17 protein-coding genes are annotated in these 16151 nt (G+C 51.1%); 6 read left to right on the top strand and 11 right to left on the bottom strand.

Translation table 11 applies throughout. The annotated features are described in order from the left end of the window. Window positions 1-9: 9 nt before the first annotated feature. From rna to citC, 8 genes are all read right to left on the bottom strand, one after another. The gene (gene rna, locus SK35_RS17885; RefSeq protein WP_003835606.1) at window positions 10-816 is read right to left on the bottom strand and encodes a ribonuclease I; all 807 of its coding nucleotides are present in this window, start codon (window positions 814-816) and stop codon (window positions 10-12) included. Window positions 817-926: 110 nt separating this feature from the next. Then, window positions 927-2390: a citrate/succinate antiporter CitT gene (citT, locus tag SK35_RS17880; protein WP_003831271.1), complete on the bottom strand. Its 1464-nt coding sequence runs from the start codon at window positions 2388-2390 to the stop codon at window positions 927-929. 25 nt (window positions 2391-2415) lie between these two features. Next, the gene (gene citG / locus SK35_RS17875; RefSeq protein WP_048214702.1) at window positions 2416-3321 is read right to left on the bottom strand and encodes a triphosphoribosyl-dephospho-CoA synthase CitG; all 906 of its coding nucleotides are present in this window, start codon (window positions 3319-3321) and stop codon (window positions 2416-2418) included. Continuing rightward, entirely contained in the window at window positions 3290-3844 is a 555-nt protein-coding gene (gene citX / locus SK35_RS17870) for a citrate lyase holo-[acyl-carrier protein] synthase (protein WP_048214701.1), read from the bottom strand. Before citX ends, citG begins: the two co-directional genes overlap by 32 nt. A 3-nt stretch (window positions 3845-3847) precedes the next feature. Further along, window positions 3848-5380 (bottom strand): citrate lyase subunit alpha, encoded by a 1533-nt coding sequence (citF, locus tag SK35_RS17865; protein WP_008784078.1) that lies wholly within the window; start codon window positions 5378-5380, stop codon window positions 3848-3850. Window positions 5381-5389: 9 nt separating this feature from the next. After that, the gene (locus SK35_RS17860; RefSeq protein WP_003831275.1) at window positions 5390-6298 is read right to left on the bottom strand and encodes an aldolase/citrate lyase family protein; all 909 of its coding nucleotides are present in this window, start codon (window positions 6296-6298) and stop codon (window positions 5390-5392) included. After that, window positions 6295-6591 (bottom strand): citrate lyase acyl carrier protein, encoded by a 297-nt coding sequence (gene citD / locus SK35_RS17855; RefSeq protein WP_048214700.1) that lies wholly within the window; start codon window positions 6589-6591, stop codon window positions 6295-6297. The genes SK35_RS17860 and citD overlap by 4 nt, the downstream gene beginning before the upstream one ends. Next, a complete protein-coding gene (citC, locus tag SK35_RS17850) occupies window positions 6588-7664 on the bottom strand; it encodes a [citrate (pro-3S)-lyase] ligase (protein ID WP_048214699.1) in 1077 nt (358 codons plus the stop codon). Before citC ends, citD begins: the two co-directional genes overlap by 4 nt. 391 nt (window positions 7665-8055) lie before the next feature. Here citC and dpiB point away from each other — a divergent pair, with 391 nt between their 5' ends. Beyond that, entirely contained in the window at window positions 8056-9717 is a 1662-nt protein-coding gene (dpiB, locus tag SK35_RS17845) for a sensor histidine kinase DpiB (protein ID WP_008784080.1), read from the top strand. After that, a complete protein-coding gene (gene dpiA, locus SK35_RS17840) occupies window positions 9686-10366 on the top strand; it encodes a two-component response regulator DpiA (RefSeq protein ID WP_003831279.1) in 681 nt (226 codons plus the stop codon). Before dpiB ends, dpiA begins: the two co-directional genes overlap by 32 nt. A gap of 116 nt (window positions 10367-10482) precedes the next feature. Here dpiA and dcuC read toward each other — a convergent pair whose 3' ends face one another. Beyond that, complete coding sequence (dcuC, locus tag SK35_RS17835) at window positions 10483-11868, bottom strand: anaerobic C4-dicarboxylate transporter DcuC (RefSeq protein ID WP_003022136.1); 1386 nt, start codon at window positions 11866-11868, stop codon at window positions 10483-10485. Between the two features lie 462 nt (window positions 11869-12330). On the opposite strand from dcuC, the gene pagP reads away from it, so the two are divergent. After that, window positions 12331-12894, top strand: coding sequence for a lipid IV(A) palmitoyltransferase PagP (gene pagP, locus SK35_RS17830; RefSeq protein WP_003831280.1), 564 nt, complete (start codon window positions 12331-12333; stop codon window positions 12892-12894). 189 nt (window positions 12895-13083) lie between these two features. After that, entirely contained in the window at window positions 13084-13293 is a 210-nt protein-coding gene (cspE, locus tag SK35_RS17825) for a transcription antiterminator/RNA stability regulator CspE (RefSeq protein ID WP_000034825.1), read from the top strand. A gap of 52 nt (window positions 13294-13345) precedes the next feature. Here the strand turns inward: cspE and crcB are convergent, their stop codons facing one another. Beyond that, window positions 13346-13729, bottom strand: coding sequence for a fluoride efflux transporter CrcB (gene crcB, locus SK35_RS17820; RefSeq protein WP_003831281.1), 384 nt, complete (start codon window positions 13727-13729; stop codon window positions 13346-13348). Between the two features lie 90 nt (window positions 13730-13819). On the opposite strand from crcB, the gene SK35_RS17815 reads away from it, so the two are divergent. Next, window positions 13820-14608 carry a deaminated glutathione amidase gene (locus SK35_RS17815; RefSeq protein ID WP_048214698.1) on the top strand — a complete coding sequence of 263 codons (789 nt, stop codon included), beginning with the start codon at window positions 13820-13822 and terminating at the stop codon, window positions 14606-14608. A 128-nt stretch (window positions 14609-14736) separates the two neighbouring features. Next, window positions 14737-14940 carry a twin-arginine translocase subunit TatE gene (gene tatE, locus SK35_RS17810; RefSeq protein WP_003022699.1) on the top strand — a complete coding sequence of 68 codons (204 nt, stop codon included), beginning with the start codon at window positions 14737-14739 and terminating at the stop codon, window positions 14938-14940. Between the two features lie 98 nt (window positions 14941-15038). Here the strand turns inward: tatE and lipA are convergent, their stop codons facing one another. Further along, complete coding sequence (gene lipA / locus SK35_RS17805; protein ID WP_003022702.1) at window positions 15039-16004, bottom strand: lipoyl synthase; 966 nt, start codon at window positions 16002-16004, stop codon at window positions 15039-15041. Window positions 16005-16151 lie beyond the last annotated feature (147 nt).

The following is a 16151-nucleotide window of genomic DNA, read 5'->3' as shown; positions in this document are numbered from 1 at the left end:
TCACAAGTTTCAGTATCCCACTTTGTCGATAATAAACTGTTTACCGCAGCTACCTGGATGCGGTTGCGGTAAGAATGACTGGGCAGATAACGTCTGGTTGATGTTGTCGGCTTTCAGGGATAACTGGATCTCAGTGAGATACGCTGGATTGCCGTGGCAGCTTAGCTTCACAGCTTTGACGTTCTCTTTGCCCCAGCTTTTGGCAACGGCGGCGTCAAATGCGTTACGGCTGACGGTTTTGCCGTAGTTTTCCGCCAGGAATTTGCCCACCTCGCTGTTCTTAACCTCATTATTCAGCCGTACCATCGTGCCGAAGTACGCGTCGGGATCAAAACCGAAACACGCGCCATGTTTGGCATACTCGTAACGTTCCAGACAGGATCTCCCTCCAGCGCCGGGCATTACGGCGCTGAGTTTTGCCGCGCTTTCCAGCGACAGCCCGGTTTCGGGGGCCGCGCATTTACGGCTGGCGCGGGCTTCAGGCAGGTTGGGAATAGGGCGAGTCGCGCAGCCAAAACGCATCCAACGGCGATTGTCTACTCCACGGGCGGCAATGGATTTAGGCAGGCTGGGCCATAAACCGTGAACGGTCAGGAAATCCGCTTTGTCTGCGCTCTCTTTTTGCAAACGACATTCGTCAGGCTCCTGACGATTACGCTCGTGTTGGCTCTGACAAAATCCGGTTTGCCAGGAGAGAGCCAGCACGTAGCTGTCAAAATCAGCGTACTGTTTTGCCTGAAGTTCATCGGCCTGAGCTGCAGAAACTGGCAGCAAGAGTGCTGCCAGCAACGAAGAATAACGCCATGTTGATGTCATGATGATTTCGGACACTTATATAAATTCTGAATATCATCTATTTAATCATAAAAAATGCCAGTCAGGTTTAGCTGACTGGCATCATTTTCATCAGGCGTGAACAGGAATGATTAGCTCCACATTGCCAGAATCGGCCAACCGACCAGCAGAAGCATAGCGATGTAGATAACGCCGAAGATAGCACCCAGACGCCAGTAGTCTTTGGACTTCACATAACCACAGCCGTAGATGATAACGCCTGGGCCTGTTGCATATGGAGTCAGACAGCCCATGATACCGATGGACAGTACCAGCAGGATACACAGGTGTTCCATCGGCACGCCCGGGATACCTTTACCGACGGCCAGAATAACCGGCAGCATGGTGGCGGTGTGAGCGGAAAGGCTGGCAAACAGGTAGTGAGCAAAGTAGAACACCAGCACCAGAACGATCACGGTCGCGTTAGGCGAGAAGCCTTCCAGGTGCGTGCTCATAGTGTTGGCGAACCAGTCGATGAAGCCTGAACGGGTTAAACCATTCGCCATAACGACCAGCGTGGCGAGGTTAACCAGAGTGTTCCATGCGCTGTTATAACGGGTAATGTCTTTCCACGGTACAACGTGCAGCGCCAGCATCAGGGAGACAGCCAGCAGGCCCACTGCGGTTGCATCAATCAGTTTACCACCGAAGACCCACAGGCCCAGGCTGAGCAGTACCAGACCGATCAGCGTTATCTCTTTACGGGTAAGTTTACCCATGCCTTTCAGTTCATCACCGGCCCAAGCGGCAACTTCAGCACTGTGAGTAACTTCTGGTTTGTACAGAACGTATGACAGCCACGGAGCAACGATCAGCAAAATAATACCGACCGGCAGGAAGCTGAGGAACCACTGCAACCAGCTGATTTGAATACCGGCAATTTTGTTGACGAATTCCAGTCCCAGTACGTTTGGCGCAGCGCCGGTCACGAACATCGAGGAGCTCAGGCTGGTGCTGATGACCATCATCCACATCAAATATCCACCGATACGGCGCGCTGAAGGATCGTTCGGGAATGATTTAAACAGCGGCGGCAGGTTTTTGATAACCGGGAATACGGTACCACCGGTACGCGCGGTGTTGGATGGAGTAAACGGTGCCAGCAGAATGTCGATGATAACAATCGCATAGCCCAGCGTCAGGGTACGTTTACCCATGAATTTCACCAGGAACAGCGCGATACGACGACCCAGACCGGTGACTTCATAACCCAGTGCGAAGATAAACGCACCAAACACCAACCACACGGTGGTGCTGGAGAAGCCAGCCAGACCCCATTTCAGCGCTTGCTTACCCGCTTTAAATGCCGGGTCGGCCAGTTCTGAAGCATCAAACAGCAGATAGTTGCTGCCGATAACGCAGATCGTTACGGCGATAAAGCTGATCGCTGTTGCCGGAATTGGCTCCAGGATCATACCGACGATCATCGCCACAAACACGGCAAAGTAGTGCCAGGCCTGTGGAGGCATTCCATCAGGGACGGGGATAAGAAACATGACACCCATGACGACCAGGGGGGCCAATAACTTCCATATTTTATCTTTTGCTAAAGACATGTGTGTGATTCTCCGGAAAGGATCTTTAATTGTGATAATGATGAACTTGTGAAATCTGAGCTAAGAACCAGGTGACGATCAGCAGATCGGCGCAACCTCCGGGACTGAGGTTGCGTTCAATGCACTGTTGGTCGAACTGGTGTAGATATTCGAGATCGGCAGGGGTACGAATCCCCCCTTGCTGCATCAGGGCGGTGGCCTGCTGCTGTAGCCAACGCAGACCTTCTACGCCGCCACGTGAAGCCACGTTGGTGTCGCCGTTGATAGACATCAGCAGCAATAATGTGTCGAGTAACGCCAGTTCAGGGTCGCGGCCCTGAGTCAGCAGTGCGCGGTAGTGCGGCAGGGCATGCTGGATGACTAGCGGATATCCCGCTTCGGCTTCGCCCCGTGCGCCGGTTAATCCCAATTGCTGATAAAGACGTTGGCCAGCCGTGAGTTGTTGATTGTTCTGGCGCAGTTCGCGCTCGGTCAGGCCACGGCAAAATGTTGCTGCCGTAGAGCAAATGGTTTCAGCGGTAACAGTGAGTTGGAGCTGGTGCAGGCGGCCAATGGCGGCGCACAGCAGTCCCAGTGAAAAGATGCTCCCTTTATGGGTGTTCACCCCGGCGGTGGCGCGGAACATATCGGCTTCGCAGGCCATGCCCAGCGGGCGCAGTCCTTTCAATACATCTTCAGGCGACAGCTGTGCGCTAAACGCCCCATATTCAATAAAACGTGGCAGCCACGACTGAATCGCTTCAGCGCTGCGATGAAAATCTTCCAGCGCCATATCTTTATGCGCGCCGTTGTTAATACGATCTACCAGACCGGGTTTGGGCGACAGGTTGACTTCAGTCAACATGGCGCGCCACGCAAGCGTTGCGTAAGCATCAGGCAGATCCAGAGGAAGGACTGCGTTATTGGTTGATGTTGCGGGAATCGGCATCATGCAGCAGTGCCTCCATCTGAGTGAGTAAGTCGGAAAACGCGTGGGTTTTACCCCGCGCACAGTCGGCAGCACTTTGCTCGCACAGCAGACAGCGGCGGGCAGGGAGTGCGAAATGACGCCGGGACAGAATTTCCCCTTCAGGGGTCAGGACATCGATGTCCCATAGCCGTCCCAGCGGGTGTGAATGCTCAAGTTCAATTGTGGCGAGCTTGAGGTCGTGGGCCGGAGCCTCAATAGACAAAAGACCTTCTGGACCGCTGGCAGAAACCAGCGCTGTTTGCTCCCTGACAATCCAGGTGGATTGTTCCGCCAACGCGAGCAAGGCGGTTACGCCGTGATTAAAGATACGACGGGTTAATTCGCTGTCTTTAATCGGTCCCGGTGCGACGACGGTAAACGAGACCAGCGGCGCAGAGTGGCGTGTCAGCCACTCCTGTTGCCTTGCTTGTCTCTCATCGCGGCTGGCGAGCAGCTCCGGAATGGAAACCGCGTGTTGGGTGGCGTATTCAGGGAGCAGGTGCATGGTTTATTCCTTCACCTGATGCACAACGTCAATCACTGAACCATCGCGGTAACGCACAACGGCAATCACGCGGTCAGTGAATTCGATAGCGCGTGGCTGACCGGTGAGCTGCTGTGCACGTTCGCGCAGCCATTCAATGGACACCACTTTCATACCGGCTTCTTTCAGACGTTCTGCCAGTTCCGGACGTGCAGGGTTGACGGCGATACCGTGGTCGGTGACCAGAATGTCAACACTGGAGCCTGGGGTTACGCAGGTCAGCACGTTATCAACCAGGGTCGGGATGCGTCCGCGAACCAGCGGCGCGACGATGATAGACAGCGCAGCGGCAACCGCGGTATCGCAGTGACCACCGGATGCGCCGCGCAGTACGCCGTCAGAACCGGTCAGTACGTTAACGTTGAAGCTGGTATCAACTTCCAGCGCGCTGAGCACCACGACGTCCAGACGATCGACGGATGCGCCTTTTGAGCCCCAGTTGGCATACTGGTTGGCACTGATCTCAATGTGGTTTGGATTGCGGGCCAGCGATTCTGCGGCGTTACGGTCAAAACTCTGAACGTCCAGCAGTTTGCGAATCAGGCCTTTTTCGTGCAGGTCAACGATGGTAGCGGTAATGCCGCCCAGCGCGAAGTCGGCACGGATATCGCGGCTGCGCATTTTGTCTTCCAGGAAACGCGTAACGGCCAGAGAGGCGCCGCCGGTTCCTGTCTGCAGTGAGAAGCCTTCGTTGAAGTAGCCGGAATTAGCAATGACCTCAGCCGCGCTACGGGCGATTAACAGTTCACGCGGGTTGGTGGTCATGCGGGTCGCATCGGCACCAATTTTGTCAGCATCGCCAACCTGATCGATCTGCACGATCAGATCTACCTGGTCCTGCGTAATGCTGGCCGGGTTATGCGGATAGGTCAGCAGCTGTTCAGTCAGCAGGACAACCTGTTTCGCGTTTTCGGCATCTACGCGGGCATAGCCCAGTGAGCCGCAGCACGCTTTACCGGTATAACCGTTGGCGTTGCCAAACTGGTCGCAGGACGGCACGCCGAGGAACGCCACATCAATGCTGAGCTCGCCACTTTGCACCAGGTGCACACGGCCACCGTGGGAGTGAATTTGTACCGGCTCGGCCAACAGGCCACGTGAGATTTCTTCCGCCAGCGGACCACGCAGACCGGAGGTATAAATGCGGCTAACCACACCCTGACGGATGTGCTCAACCAGTGGAGCATGGCAGTCGCTCAGAGAGCTGGAGGCCAGCGTCAGATTTTTAAAGCCCATATTGGCGATGGCGTCCATCACCAGGTTAATCGTCAGATCGCCACCACGAAAAGCGTGGTGGAAAGAGATGGTCATACCATCCTGTAAACCTGAACGACGAATAGCGTCCTCCAGGTTAGCGCACAGCTTTTTGTCGCGCGGTTTTTGCGCCTGCAATTCTACTTTTGCGGTGCTCTGATAAGCGGAAAGCTCACTTTCTGCATGACGGCTCCAGGTCGCCACGCGATCCTGGCGTTGAGACTGTTCGATTTTCTGCGTCATTTTTTTGCCTTATTCTTCGCGAATGCCGGAAAGTTCTGCACGGGAGATAACCAGAAGGGCGCGCTCGATAACCGGGCTGTCGACCATTTTGCCGTTCAGGGAAACTACGCCACGACCTTCGCGAGCAGCGGCTTCAGCGGCTTCCACAACCAGACGGGCGTGAGCCAGCTCTTTGCGCGTTGGGGCGTACAGGTTATGCAGGAGTTCGATCTGGCGCGGGTTGATGAGCGATTTGCCGTCAAAACCCAACTGCTTGATGTGTGCGGCTTCGTGCAGGAAACCCGCTTCGTTGTTGGCATCGGAATACACGGTGTCGAACGCCTGAATACCGGCAGAACGTGCAGCCTGCAAAATAGAGCAGCGGGCAAACAGCAGTTCAGTACCTTCCGGGGAGCGCTCAGTGCGCAGGTTACGTACATAGTCTTCCGCACCCAGGGCAATACCGATCAGACGTTCGGAAGCATGGGCAATTTCTACCGCGCGAGTAATGCCTAACGGCGATTCGATGGCGGCTAACAGACCGGTGCTGCCGGGTTCACGGCCACAGGCGTTTTCGATGCGCAGAATTTCGCTTTCGATGTCGATGACATCCTGCGCGGTATCGGTCTTCGGTAAACGTACGATGTCAGCACCGCCACGTACCACGGCTTCAAGGTCGTTGATGCCCCATTCGGAGTCGAGGGCGTTTACACGCACGATGGTTTCAACGTCGTGATACAGCGGATGCTGCAGCGCGTGGTACACCATGCGGCGAGCGGTATCTTTTTCACGCAACGCGACGGAGTCTTCCAGGTCGAACATCAACGCATCTGCCGGGTAGATGAACGAGTTGCTGACCATGGCGGCATTGGCGCCCGGTACGAACAACATGCTGCGGCGAGTACGGGTTTTACGTTGTTGCAAAGATTCGGAAATCACTGGCAATCCTCCCATGGCAGTGCCGGAATACCGCCAGCGCGGGCCAGTAGTGCTTCCAGTCGCGCACGTAAAATGCAGTCCAGTGCGCCTTTATCATCAACATTCAATTGCACGCCGCGTACGTTGTAGCGGAACAGAACGTCCAGAATGGTGGCCCGGATGGCATCACCGAACTGCTTTTCGACGCTACTGTTAACCTGCAGGTCAATATCCTGCGAATCGAGTGGGGCGATGCGAATCATCACATCACCGGACTCGAGTGTGCCTGCGACGGCTGCCTGGTTTATTTTCATTTTTCACCTGTTGCTAATGCGGGGGTATTTTGGCGGACTGCCGCACCCGATGAGGCTCGTTCAACCATGCTTTGCAGATACTGCAGCGTGGCGTCAGGGACCAGGGATGCGATAGCCGTGAGATCTTTTTTAACCAGCAGCTTGCGCACCCAGGAGGCGGAAATCGGCATCTCCTGGAAGCACAGCCGCTCAATTTCCACCAGTTCAATCGGTGGGGCGGGAAGCATTGGGGTCTCCAGCCAGTAACGCATATCGTTGTTATACTGGGAGGTGACGGTGCAATACGGCTCAGTACCGACGAAGCGGTGCGTGACGCCGAGAGCCGGAGCCAGATACTGGCGGAAGATTTTCAGGTCTATTTCGGTGTAGCAGTGGTTAATAACGCTCTGCTCTTTGATGAAGTAACATGGGAATGTGGCGCGGGAAATGATGTACTCCGAACCGCGATGCACGGTTAAACGCGGAATGTCTTTTGTTCCTTTAAGCACCAGATCCAGGCGGTCTTCATACGGAAAACGTGAGGTATCTTCTTTCACCAAAAACAGATGCAGCCAGTCACATTGCGCGGCCGCCTGTTGGATCAGAAAACGGTGTCCGTTGGTGAAGGGGTTGGCGTTCATGACGATACAGCCAATTTTTTTCCCATCATGACGCTGTTTTGCCAGTGACTCGGCGTAGCGTTTCAGACGTGTGGTGCTGTTTTCCATCAATACCATAATGCCGGGAACGCTGGTGAGCGTAGAAAAACCGCACTGTTTAAACAGCGATTCGTACTCGGTTTTGGTATAGATGAAGAGGTGCGTACAATGGCGTTCATAGGCAAGGTTGATTAACTCAGTCGCCAGCGTTAGCGCTAAGCCCTCGCCACGGACAGATTCACAGATTGCGACACACTTAATAATATTCCCAGCGATACCACCGCAGGCAATCAGACGGTCGTCACGGGTGACGGTGATAAATACTTCGACGGTCGTATCTACGCTCAAATCATTCTCTTTCAGAAATTGCGCGATAGCCGCCATCTTTTTATTTTCTGAGCGTTTAACTTGCGTGAATATATTATTACCGAACATAGTGAATAGAGCCCCGATGCTATATTTGTTACTGGGTTTCTGTTTTTGTTGCTCTGTTTAGCAACCTGATAACGTTTTGTTTGCAATTGAAGGGAATGGTTTTTTATTACGGAGTATTTCTTTTTTTCCCTGATGCATACATCGTAAGGGGTATTTTGGAGGTAATTTTTGATTTATTTCACAATAAGTTAGAAGGTTTTAATGTGTTTTATGGTTTTAAGTTTTTTAATTAATTTAACCCTAAAATAAGGTGTGGTTTTAATTTGTTTAATTGATTTAAGGTGGGGAATCTGCAACGATCTTGTTTTATACCATAACGTGTAAATAGAACATTTTAATTACAACTACAATGAGAAATTAGTTTTAGTTAACGTCGGTGAGGAAAAATGTGATGGCAGAACAGAAAAATAAAACACGGTTTCCTTTTTTCCGCAGTCTGGCGTTTCCTTTACGTATCTTTCTGCTCATTCTGGTCGTTTCTGTTTTTATCATTGCCGCCCTGGCACAATACTTCACCGCCAGCTTTGAAGATTATCTGGCAACGCATGTCCGCGATATGGCAATGAATCAGGCCAAAATCATCGCCTCTAACGACAGTATCATCACGGCGGTTAAGCATCGTGATTACAAGCGATTGGCGACGATTGCCGACAAACTGCAGAGCGGAACTGACTTCGACTACGTGGTTATCGGGGATACCAACTCCATTCGTCTATATCATCCGAACCCGGAAAAGATTGGCTATCCGATGCAGTTCACCAAACCCGGTGCGCTGGAAAAAGGGGAGAGCTACTTTATTACCGGTAAAGGCTCCATTGGGATGGCAATGCGCGCTAAAACGCCCATCTTTGATGACGATGGCAAAATCATTGGCGTGGTCTCAATTGGTTATCTGATCAGCAAAATCGATAGCTGGCGATCGGATTTCTTACTGCCAATGGCTGGGGTATTTATCCTGCTGCTGTTGGTTCTGATGCTGCTCTCCTGGTTTTTCGCTGCCCATATTCGTCGGCAGATGTTGGGTATGGAACCGAAACAAATTGCGCGTGTGGTACGTCAGCAGGAAGCGTTGTTCAGCTCGGTATATGAAGGATTGATTGCCGTGGATCCTGATGGATATATCACCGCAATAAACCGCAGTGCGAGGAAAATGCTGGGGCTGTCTTCACCTGGGAGAAAGTGGCTTGGAAAACCGGTGAGTGAGGTGGTTCAGCCAGCGGACTTTTTCACCCAACAGATTGCGGAAAAACGACAGGACGCGATGGTCAACTTTAATGGACTGAGCGTTATCGCCAACCGTGAGGCGATTCGCTCCGGTGACGAACTGCTTGGGGCAATCATCAGTTTTCGTAGTAAAGATGAAATTGCTACTCTTAATGCGCAGTTAACGCAAATCAAACAGTATGTAGAGAGCCTGAGGACGCTGCGTCATGAGCATCTGAACTGGATGTCGACTATCAATGGTCTGCTGCAAATGAAAGAGTATGACAAGGTTCTGGCCATGGTGCAGGGGGAATCCCAGGCGCAACAGCAACTGATTGACAGCCTGCGCGGCGCGTTTGCCGATCGTCAGGTAGCCGGTCTGTTGTTTGGCAAGGTGCAGCGCGCGCGGGAACTGGGTCTCACCATGACTATTGTTCCGGGCAGCCAACTGCATCAACTCCCCGAGGGGCTGGATAGCACAGAGTTTGCAGCAATTGTTGGCAATCTGCTTGATAATGCATTTGAAGCGAGCTTGCGCACCCAGCAAGGCAACAAGGTCGTCGAACTCTATTTGAGCGATGAAGGGGATGATGTGATCATCGAAGTTGCCGATCAGGGATGCGGTGTGCCGGAAGCATTGCGTGAAAAAATATTTGAACAGGGTGTGAGCACCCGTACCGATGAACCAGGTGAACATGGCATCGGTTTGTATCTTATTGCAAGTTATGTGAGGCGCTGTGACGGGGTGATTACGCTCGAAGATAACTCCCCCTGCGGCACCTTATTTTCTTTATTTCTTCCGAAAGTGAAAAAAAACAATGACGGAACCATTAACGCTATTGATCGTTGAGGATGAAACGCTACTGGCGGAAATGCATGCTGAATATATCCGCCATATACCCGGCTTCAGCCAGATTTGGCTGGCGGGTAATCTTGCGCAGGCGAGGATGATGATTGAGCGTTTTAAGCCCGGTTTGATTCTGCTCGATAACTACTTGCCGGACGGCAAGGGAATTACCTTATTGCATGAGCTAACCCAGGCGCGTTATCCGGGCGGTGTGGTGTTTACCACGGCGGCCAGCGACATGGAAACAGTCTCCGAAGCTGTGCGCAGCGGCGCGTTTGATTACCTGGTCAAACCCATTGCCTACGAGCGACTGGGGCAGACCCTGACGCGTTATCAACAGCGTCGACGCATGTTGGCGGGTAATGATAGCGCCAGTCAAAAGCAGATAGATGAGATGTTTAATGCCTACGCGCGGGGCGAGCCGAAAGGGGATTTACCGACTGGGATTGATGCCTTAACGCTGAATGCAGTGCTGAAATTATTCGCCGATCCGACGGTACACCATACAGCAGAAACGATCGCCCAGGCGCTCACCATCAGCCGAACGACTTCCAGACGCTACCTGGAGTACTGTGCCAGCCGTCATTTGATTATTGCGGAGATTATTCACGGTAAGGTGGGTAGGCCGCAGCGTATCTATCACGGCGGCTAAATGCTGATTTCTGACGTAGGCCGGATAAGATGCTTTAGCATCGACATCCGGCAACGTTGCAGTCGAAATGCCGGATGCGGCGTGAATGCCTTATCCGGCCTACATTTCACTGAGTATCAGCCGCCAACGACGGCTGAAGAAGAACCTGGTACCATCACTTCAGTTGCGATAATCACAACCAACAGCCCAACCAGAACCGGAACCGAAGTACGTTTCACCACTTCGAACGGAGAAATCTTCGCCATACCTGCAACAGCAACCACCACGCCGGAGACCGGGGAGATTGTGCGTCCAAGGTTTGACGCCTGCAGCATCGGGATAACAAGGTAAGCTGGGTTAATGCCGGAGGAATGCGCCAGCTTAGGGATCATCTCAACGAAGGCATAGAACGGAGCGTTACCGGAACCCGTAGTCATTGCCGCCAGCATAGTCAGGATCACCAGCACCATCATCAGAATAATGCTCGCCGAACCAAACGAGGTGGCGATAGATATCAGACTCTGAATAAAGCCGATTGTGCTCAGGCCCTGGGCAAAAACACCCGCAGCGACTAACAACATCACCACGTTAGCAAAGGCATCCGCCATGCCACGGTAAGCGACTTCCAGACCAGAGAAAACCTTTTGGGTGTTGAACCCACGTACGAACTCCAGAATAGCCGCGATGAGCATGCACAGTACCAGAATCGTAATGATATGCAGCTGTGGACCCCATTTACCATCAAAAATCAGGACGCCAACAATCGGGGTAAACGGCAGAATGGCGTAAAATGACGGGGCAGTCGTGGTGATTTCAGCCACATCTAACATTTCATGAGAAATGTTCTCTTTTTTATCCAGAAAACGCTGCCAGAAAAAGTGGGCAATCGCCATAGCAATGATGGCGGCAATGGAAATTGGCAGCGTGGTTTTAAAGGCGAAATCGATCAGCGGCATTTCCGCAGCTTTTGCCGCCAGCACCACATCACCGGATGTTGGTGAAAGAATAATTGCAGCAGGGGAGGCACAAATGGCCGCTGCGGCGCCACGGCTGATTCCAACGTTAACCATGACCGGGAACAGTGTTGCCATCAGCAATACGCCCAGACCGGTTGCTGAAGAAACCGCCAGTGACATCAGGCAGGCGACAAAATAGGCGGCAATCATTAGCAGGTAAGGAGAGTTGATGTATTGCAGAGGCTTGGAGGCCAGCTTAACGACCATATCGTTCGCGCCAATATGGGTCATATAAGCGGCAAAACCACACAGCATCATGATCATCATGCCGAGATCGCCACCACGGCTCATCAGCAAAATTTTAATATATTCAACAATGTCTGTTGCCGTATAGCCCGTCGATGCCGCGCTGGACGGCAAAACTTTATGCCCCATCAGCGCACTGATAATCAGCAAAACCAGACCGCCAACAAACAGTACGCCTGTCGCGGAATAACCTTTAATGATGTAGCGCGCTACACCCACAATAACCACAACTCCAATAAGGAGTTCAATAAATGTCAACATCGTTTCCCCTGTCGCATTGCTGCCCAGAAAGTAAAAAAACTAAAAAAAGTAAAAAGTGGTGACAGAATGTGCCTAATAAACCGATAACTCTTGCTGATTAAAATCAATAAAAATACGGATTCAAGCGATGGTTAAGCCGTTTTTTCAGCATCGTGGTTAAAAAAAGAATCTCACAATAAGAAACTGTGAAGTGCAGCGCTGATGTGTGTGTGTTGTGGCGATGATGAACATCAATTGTTAATTTATTGTGATGCTATTTAACTTTTTTCGCAGGAAAGAACAATTTATTGGCAATAAAGAGAAAATAGTTCCTATTAGATGGCTCAATAAACTCATGGATAATTATCTTAAAAATTATAGGCTGAGGATTATTCTGATTTTTTAGCTGCGCATTTTTGTTAAGCTAACATTAAGGTTGGGTTTGCTACAATTAATAATAAATCCCAGGATGGTAATTAAGTTGTGATTGTCGCTAAACGATATTTTCTCATTTTTTCATTTCTTTTTATTCAGTTAGCTTTCATTCCCCAGGGCGCTGCTGAAGATAAAGGTTGGTTTGCTACTTTTAAAGACAATGTCAGTGAAACCTGGCAGCAGCCAGAACATTATGATCTGTACGTGCCGGCTATTACCTGGCATGCTCGTTTTGCTTATGATAAAGAAAAAACGGATCGCTACAATGAACGCCCATGGGGGGCGGGCTTTGGTCAATCCCGTTGGGATGATAAAGGTAACTGGCACGGGCTTTATATAATGGCCTTTAAGGATTCCTACAATAAATGGGAACCCATTGGTGGTTATGGCTGGGAAAAAACCTGGCGACCGCTGGCAGATGAAAATTTCCACACAGGTCTCGGTTTTACCGCTGGTTTTACCGCGCGCGATAACTGGAACTACATTCCGGTACCCGTGCTGTTACCGCTGGCATCGATAGGGTATGGTCCGGCAACGTTCCAGATGACCTACATTCCGGGAACGTACAACAACGGTAACGTCTACTTTGCATGGATGCGTTTCCAGTTTTGATGGGCTACCTGTATTGTCAGGTGGATTATTAAAAAGTCTTTTAAAAACAGTGCGATATTAACTTTAACTGAAAAATAACGCGACATTTATCACTTTTTGATAAAGTTCGACTGGACAAAGTCCACCACAATTGTTGTACTGATACCCGACACAGCATTTGTGTCTATTTTTCATGTAAAGGTAATTTTGATGTCTAAGATTAAAGGTAACGTTAAGTGGTTTAATGAGTCCAAAGGATTCGGTTTCATTACTCCGGAAGATGGCAGCAAAGACGTGTTCGTACACTTCTCTGCAATCCAGACCAATGGTTTTAAAACTCTGGCTGAAGGTCAGCGTGTAGAGTTCGAAATCACTAACGGTGCCAAAGGCCCTTCTGCTGCAAACGTAATCGCTCTGTAAGCATACGACAGCAAGCATTCAAAACCCGCTTAATTGCGGGTTTTTTTTCGCTTCAGTGCGCGGGAGAGGCCGAAACCAGCCAGAATGCCAGGGCGGTCATCGCAAATGATCCCAACAGATTAACCAGTACATTCACCATAGCCCAACCAAAGCGTCCTTCCTGTAGCAAAAACACCACCTCAGCTGAGAAAGTGGAAAACGTTGTCAGTCCCCCGCAAAAGCCAGTGGTAATCAGTACCTTCCACATTGGATCAATGTTTGTCATGCGATTAAACCATGCCAGACCCATACCAATGATAAATGCGCCAAGTAAGTTTGCAGCCAGCGTGCCGAATGGGATGGCCTGATGTAGCGGGTTAAACCTCATGCTCAACATCCATCTTGCTACACTACCTGTACCACCACCGATAAAAACCGCTAAAAGGAGTTGTAACACTGCATAATCCTGCTATTTGATTGTATATAGGATGAGTGTAACTCTGAATAATCGTGGTTGGCGAGCCTAACAACGTTTTCTGGAGGGAATATGTTCGTTGCAGCAGGGCAATTTGCCGTGGGACCTTCATGGGAAAAAAATGCAGAAACCTGCGTCTTATTGATGTCACAGGCTGCAGGAGAGGGGGCGTCGCTGCTGGTATTACCGGAGGCGCTTCTGGCCCGTGACGATCTGGACCCAGACCTGTCAGTGAAATCAGCTCAACTGCTGGAGGGCGGATTTTTGACGCGCTTGCTGCGAGAAAGCGCGCAAAACGAGATGACGACAATCCTGACGATTCATGTTCCTTCTGTGCCAGGCCGGGCGTTTAACATGCTGGTGGCGCTACGGGCAGGTCAGGTCGTGGCCCATTACGCTAAATTACATCTCTATGATGCCTTTTCGATTCAGGAGTCACGTAATGTTGATGCAGGGGACGCCATAGCGCCGCTGCTGGACGTAGACGGGTTAAAAGTAGGGTTAATGACCTGTTATGATCTGCGCTTTCCTGAGCTGGCGCTGGTGCACGCATTGCAGGGAGCGGAAATTCTTGTCTTACCCGCAGCCTGGGTTCGGGGATCGCTTAAAGAGCATCACTGGGCTACGCTTTTGGCGGCAAGAGCGTTAGATGCGACGTGTTACCTGATTGCGGCGGGAGAGTGCGGTAACAAGAATATAGGCCAAAGCAGGGTCATCGACCCCTTTGGTGTGACCATTGCTGCTGCGGCAGAAACGCCCGCGCTAATTATGGCCGAGGTTTCCGCCGAGCGGGTGAGGCAGGTTAGGGCACAACTCCCGGTGTTAAGTAACCGACGCTTTGCGCCACCGCAATTATTATGACGTTTTTTTAAACAAGGCTTGATTCACCTTGTTACAGATTGCTATTGTGTGCGCGCGTCGAAAGGCCGTTAATATTCTCAGGTTAATATGGCGCTTTATGCAGCCTGGTTTAAGTCAAGAAGGTATCTATGGGTGAGATTAGTATTACCAAACTGCTGGTGGTTGCCGCACTGGTTGTTCTGCTGTTTGGTACCAAGAAGTTACGTACACTGGGTGGAGACCTGGGAACGGCAATCAAGGGCTTCAAGAAAGCAATGAACGACGATAATGCCGATGCTAAGAAAGATGCTGATGGTAGCGTTCAGGCTGAGAAGCTTTCTCATAAAGAGTAATGTCAGGAGCATGATGCTCATACTGCATACTCTGCATGAAAAAAAACCGGCAATTTGCCGGTTTTTTTATTGCTGATATGTAAGTGAGTATTACACGATTACTTCACTTCCAGCCCTTTGGCCTGCATGTCAGCATGGTAAGAAGAGCGAACGAATGGACCGCAGGCTGCATGGGTAAAGCCCATTGCCATAGCTTCGGCTTTCATCTCATCGAACTCATCCGGGCTCACATAGCGTTGAACCGGCAGGTGATGGCGGCTTGGCTGTAAATACTGCCCCAGCGTCAACATGGTTACACCATGACTGCGCAGGTCACGCATGACCTCAATGATTTCCGCATTGGTTTCGCCCAGACCGACCATCAGACCTGATTTAGTCGGAATCTCCGGGTGCGCTTCCTTGAAACGTTCCAGAAGCTTCAGTGACCAGTTGTAGTCAGCCCCGGGGCGTACATTGCGATAAATACGTGGTACGTTTTCGAGGTTGTGGTTAAACACATCCGGCGGAGTGGCGGTGAGAATATCCAGCGCGCGATCCATACGACCACGGAAGTCAGGCACCAGCGTTTCGATTTTAATCGACGGGCTTTTCTCACGAATAGCGGTGATGCAGTCAGCAAAGTGCTGAGCACCGCCGTCACGCAGATCGTCGCGGTCAACGGAGGTAATGACGACATAGCGCAGCGCCATGTCAGCAATCGTCTGAGCAAGTTTTAACGGCTCGTTAGCATCAGGAGCAACCGGACGGCCATGGGCAACGTCACAGAATGGGCAACGGCGGGTACAGATTGCGCCGAGGATCATAAAGGTTGCAGTTCCGTGATTGAAACATTCAGCCAGGTTAGGGCAGGAAGCTTCTTCGCAGACAGAGTGCAGGCCATTTTTGCGCATTGCCGCTTTGATGCCCTGGATGCGAGTGGAGTCCGCTGGCAGTTTTATTTTCATCCATTCCGGTTTACGCAGCAGGGCTTCACGCTCTGTTGCCACATTTTTTACCGGGATAAGAGCCATCTTATCGGCATCGCGGTATTTAACACCGCGTTCCATCACAATGGGTTTACTCATAGCTTGCGTGTTCCAGTTGCGAATTACGAAGGAAAGCGTTTCAATTCAAGGGAATGTTGCATTTATCAACTATTTTTGAATTAGTGATACGCAGTATATCATTGAAACGGGCCAGAAAGCAGCCTGACAGGCTGGCAAAATGTAAAA

It is taken from the genome of Citrobacter sp. MGH105 (assembly GCF_001037485.2).
GTDB classification, from domain to species: domain Bacteria; phylum Pseudomonadota; class Gammaproteobacteria; order Enterobacterales; family Enterobacteriaceae; genus Citrobacter; species Citrobacter portucalensis.
Note: the sequence above shows the minus strand (reverse complement) of the source record. Positions and strands in the feature narration are given on the sequence as shown.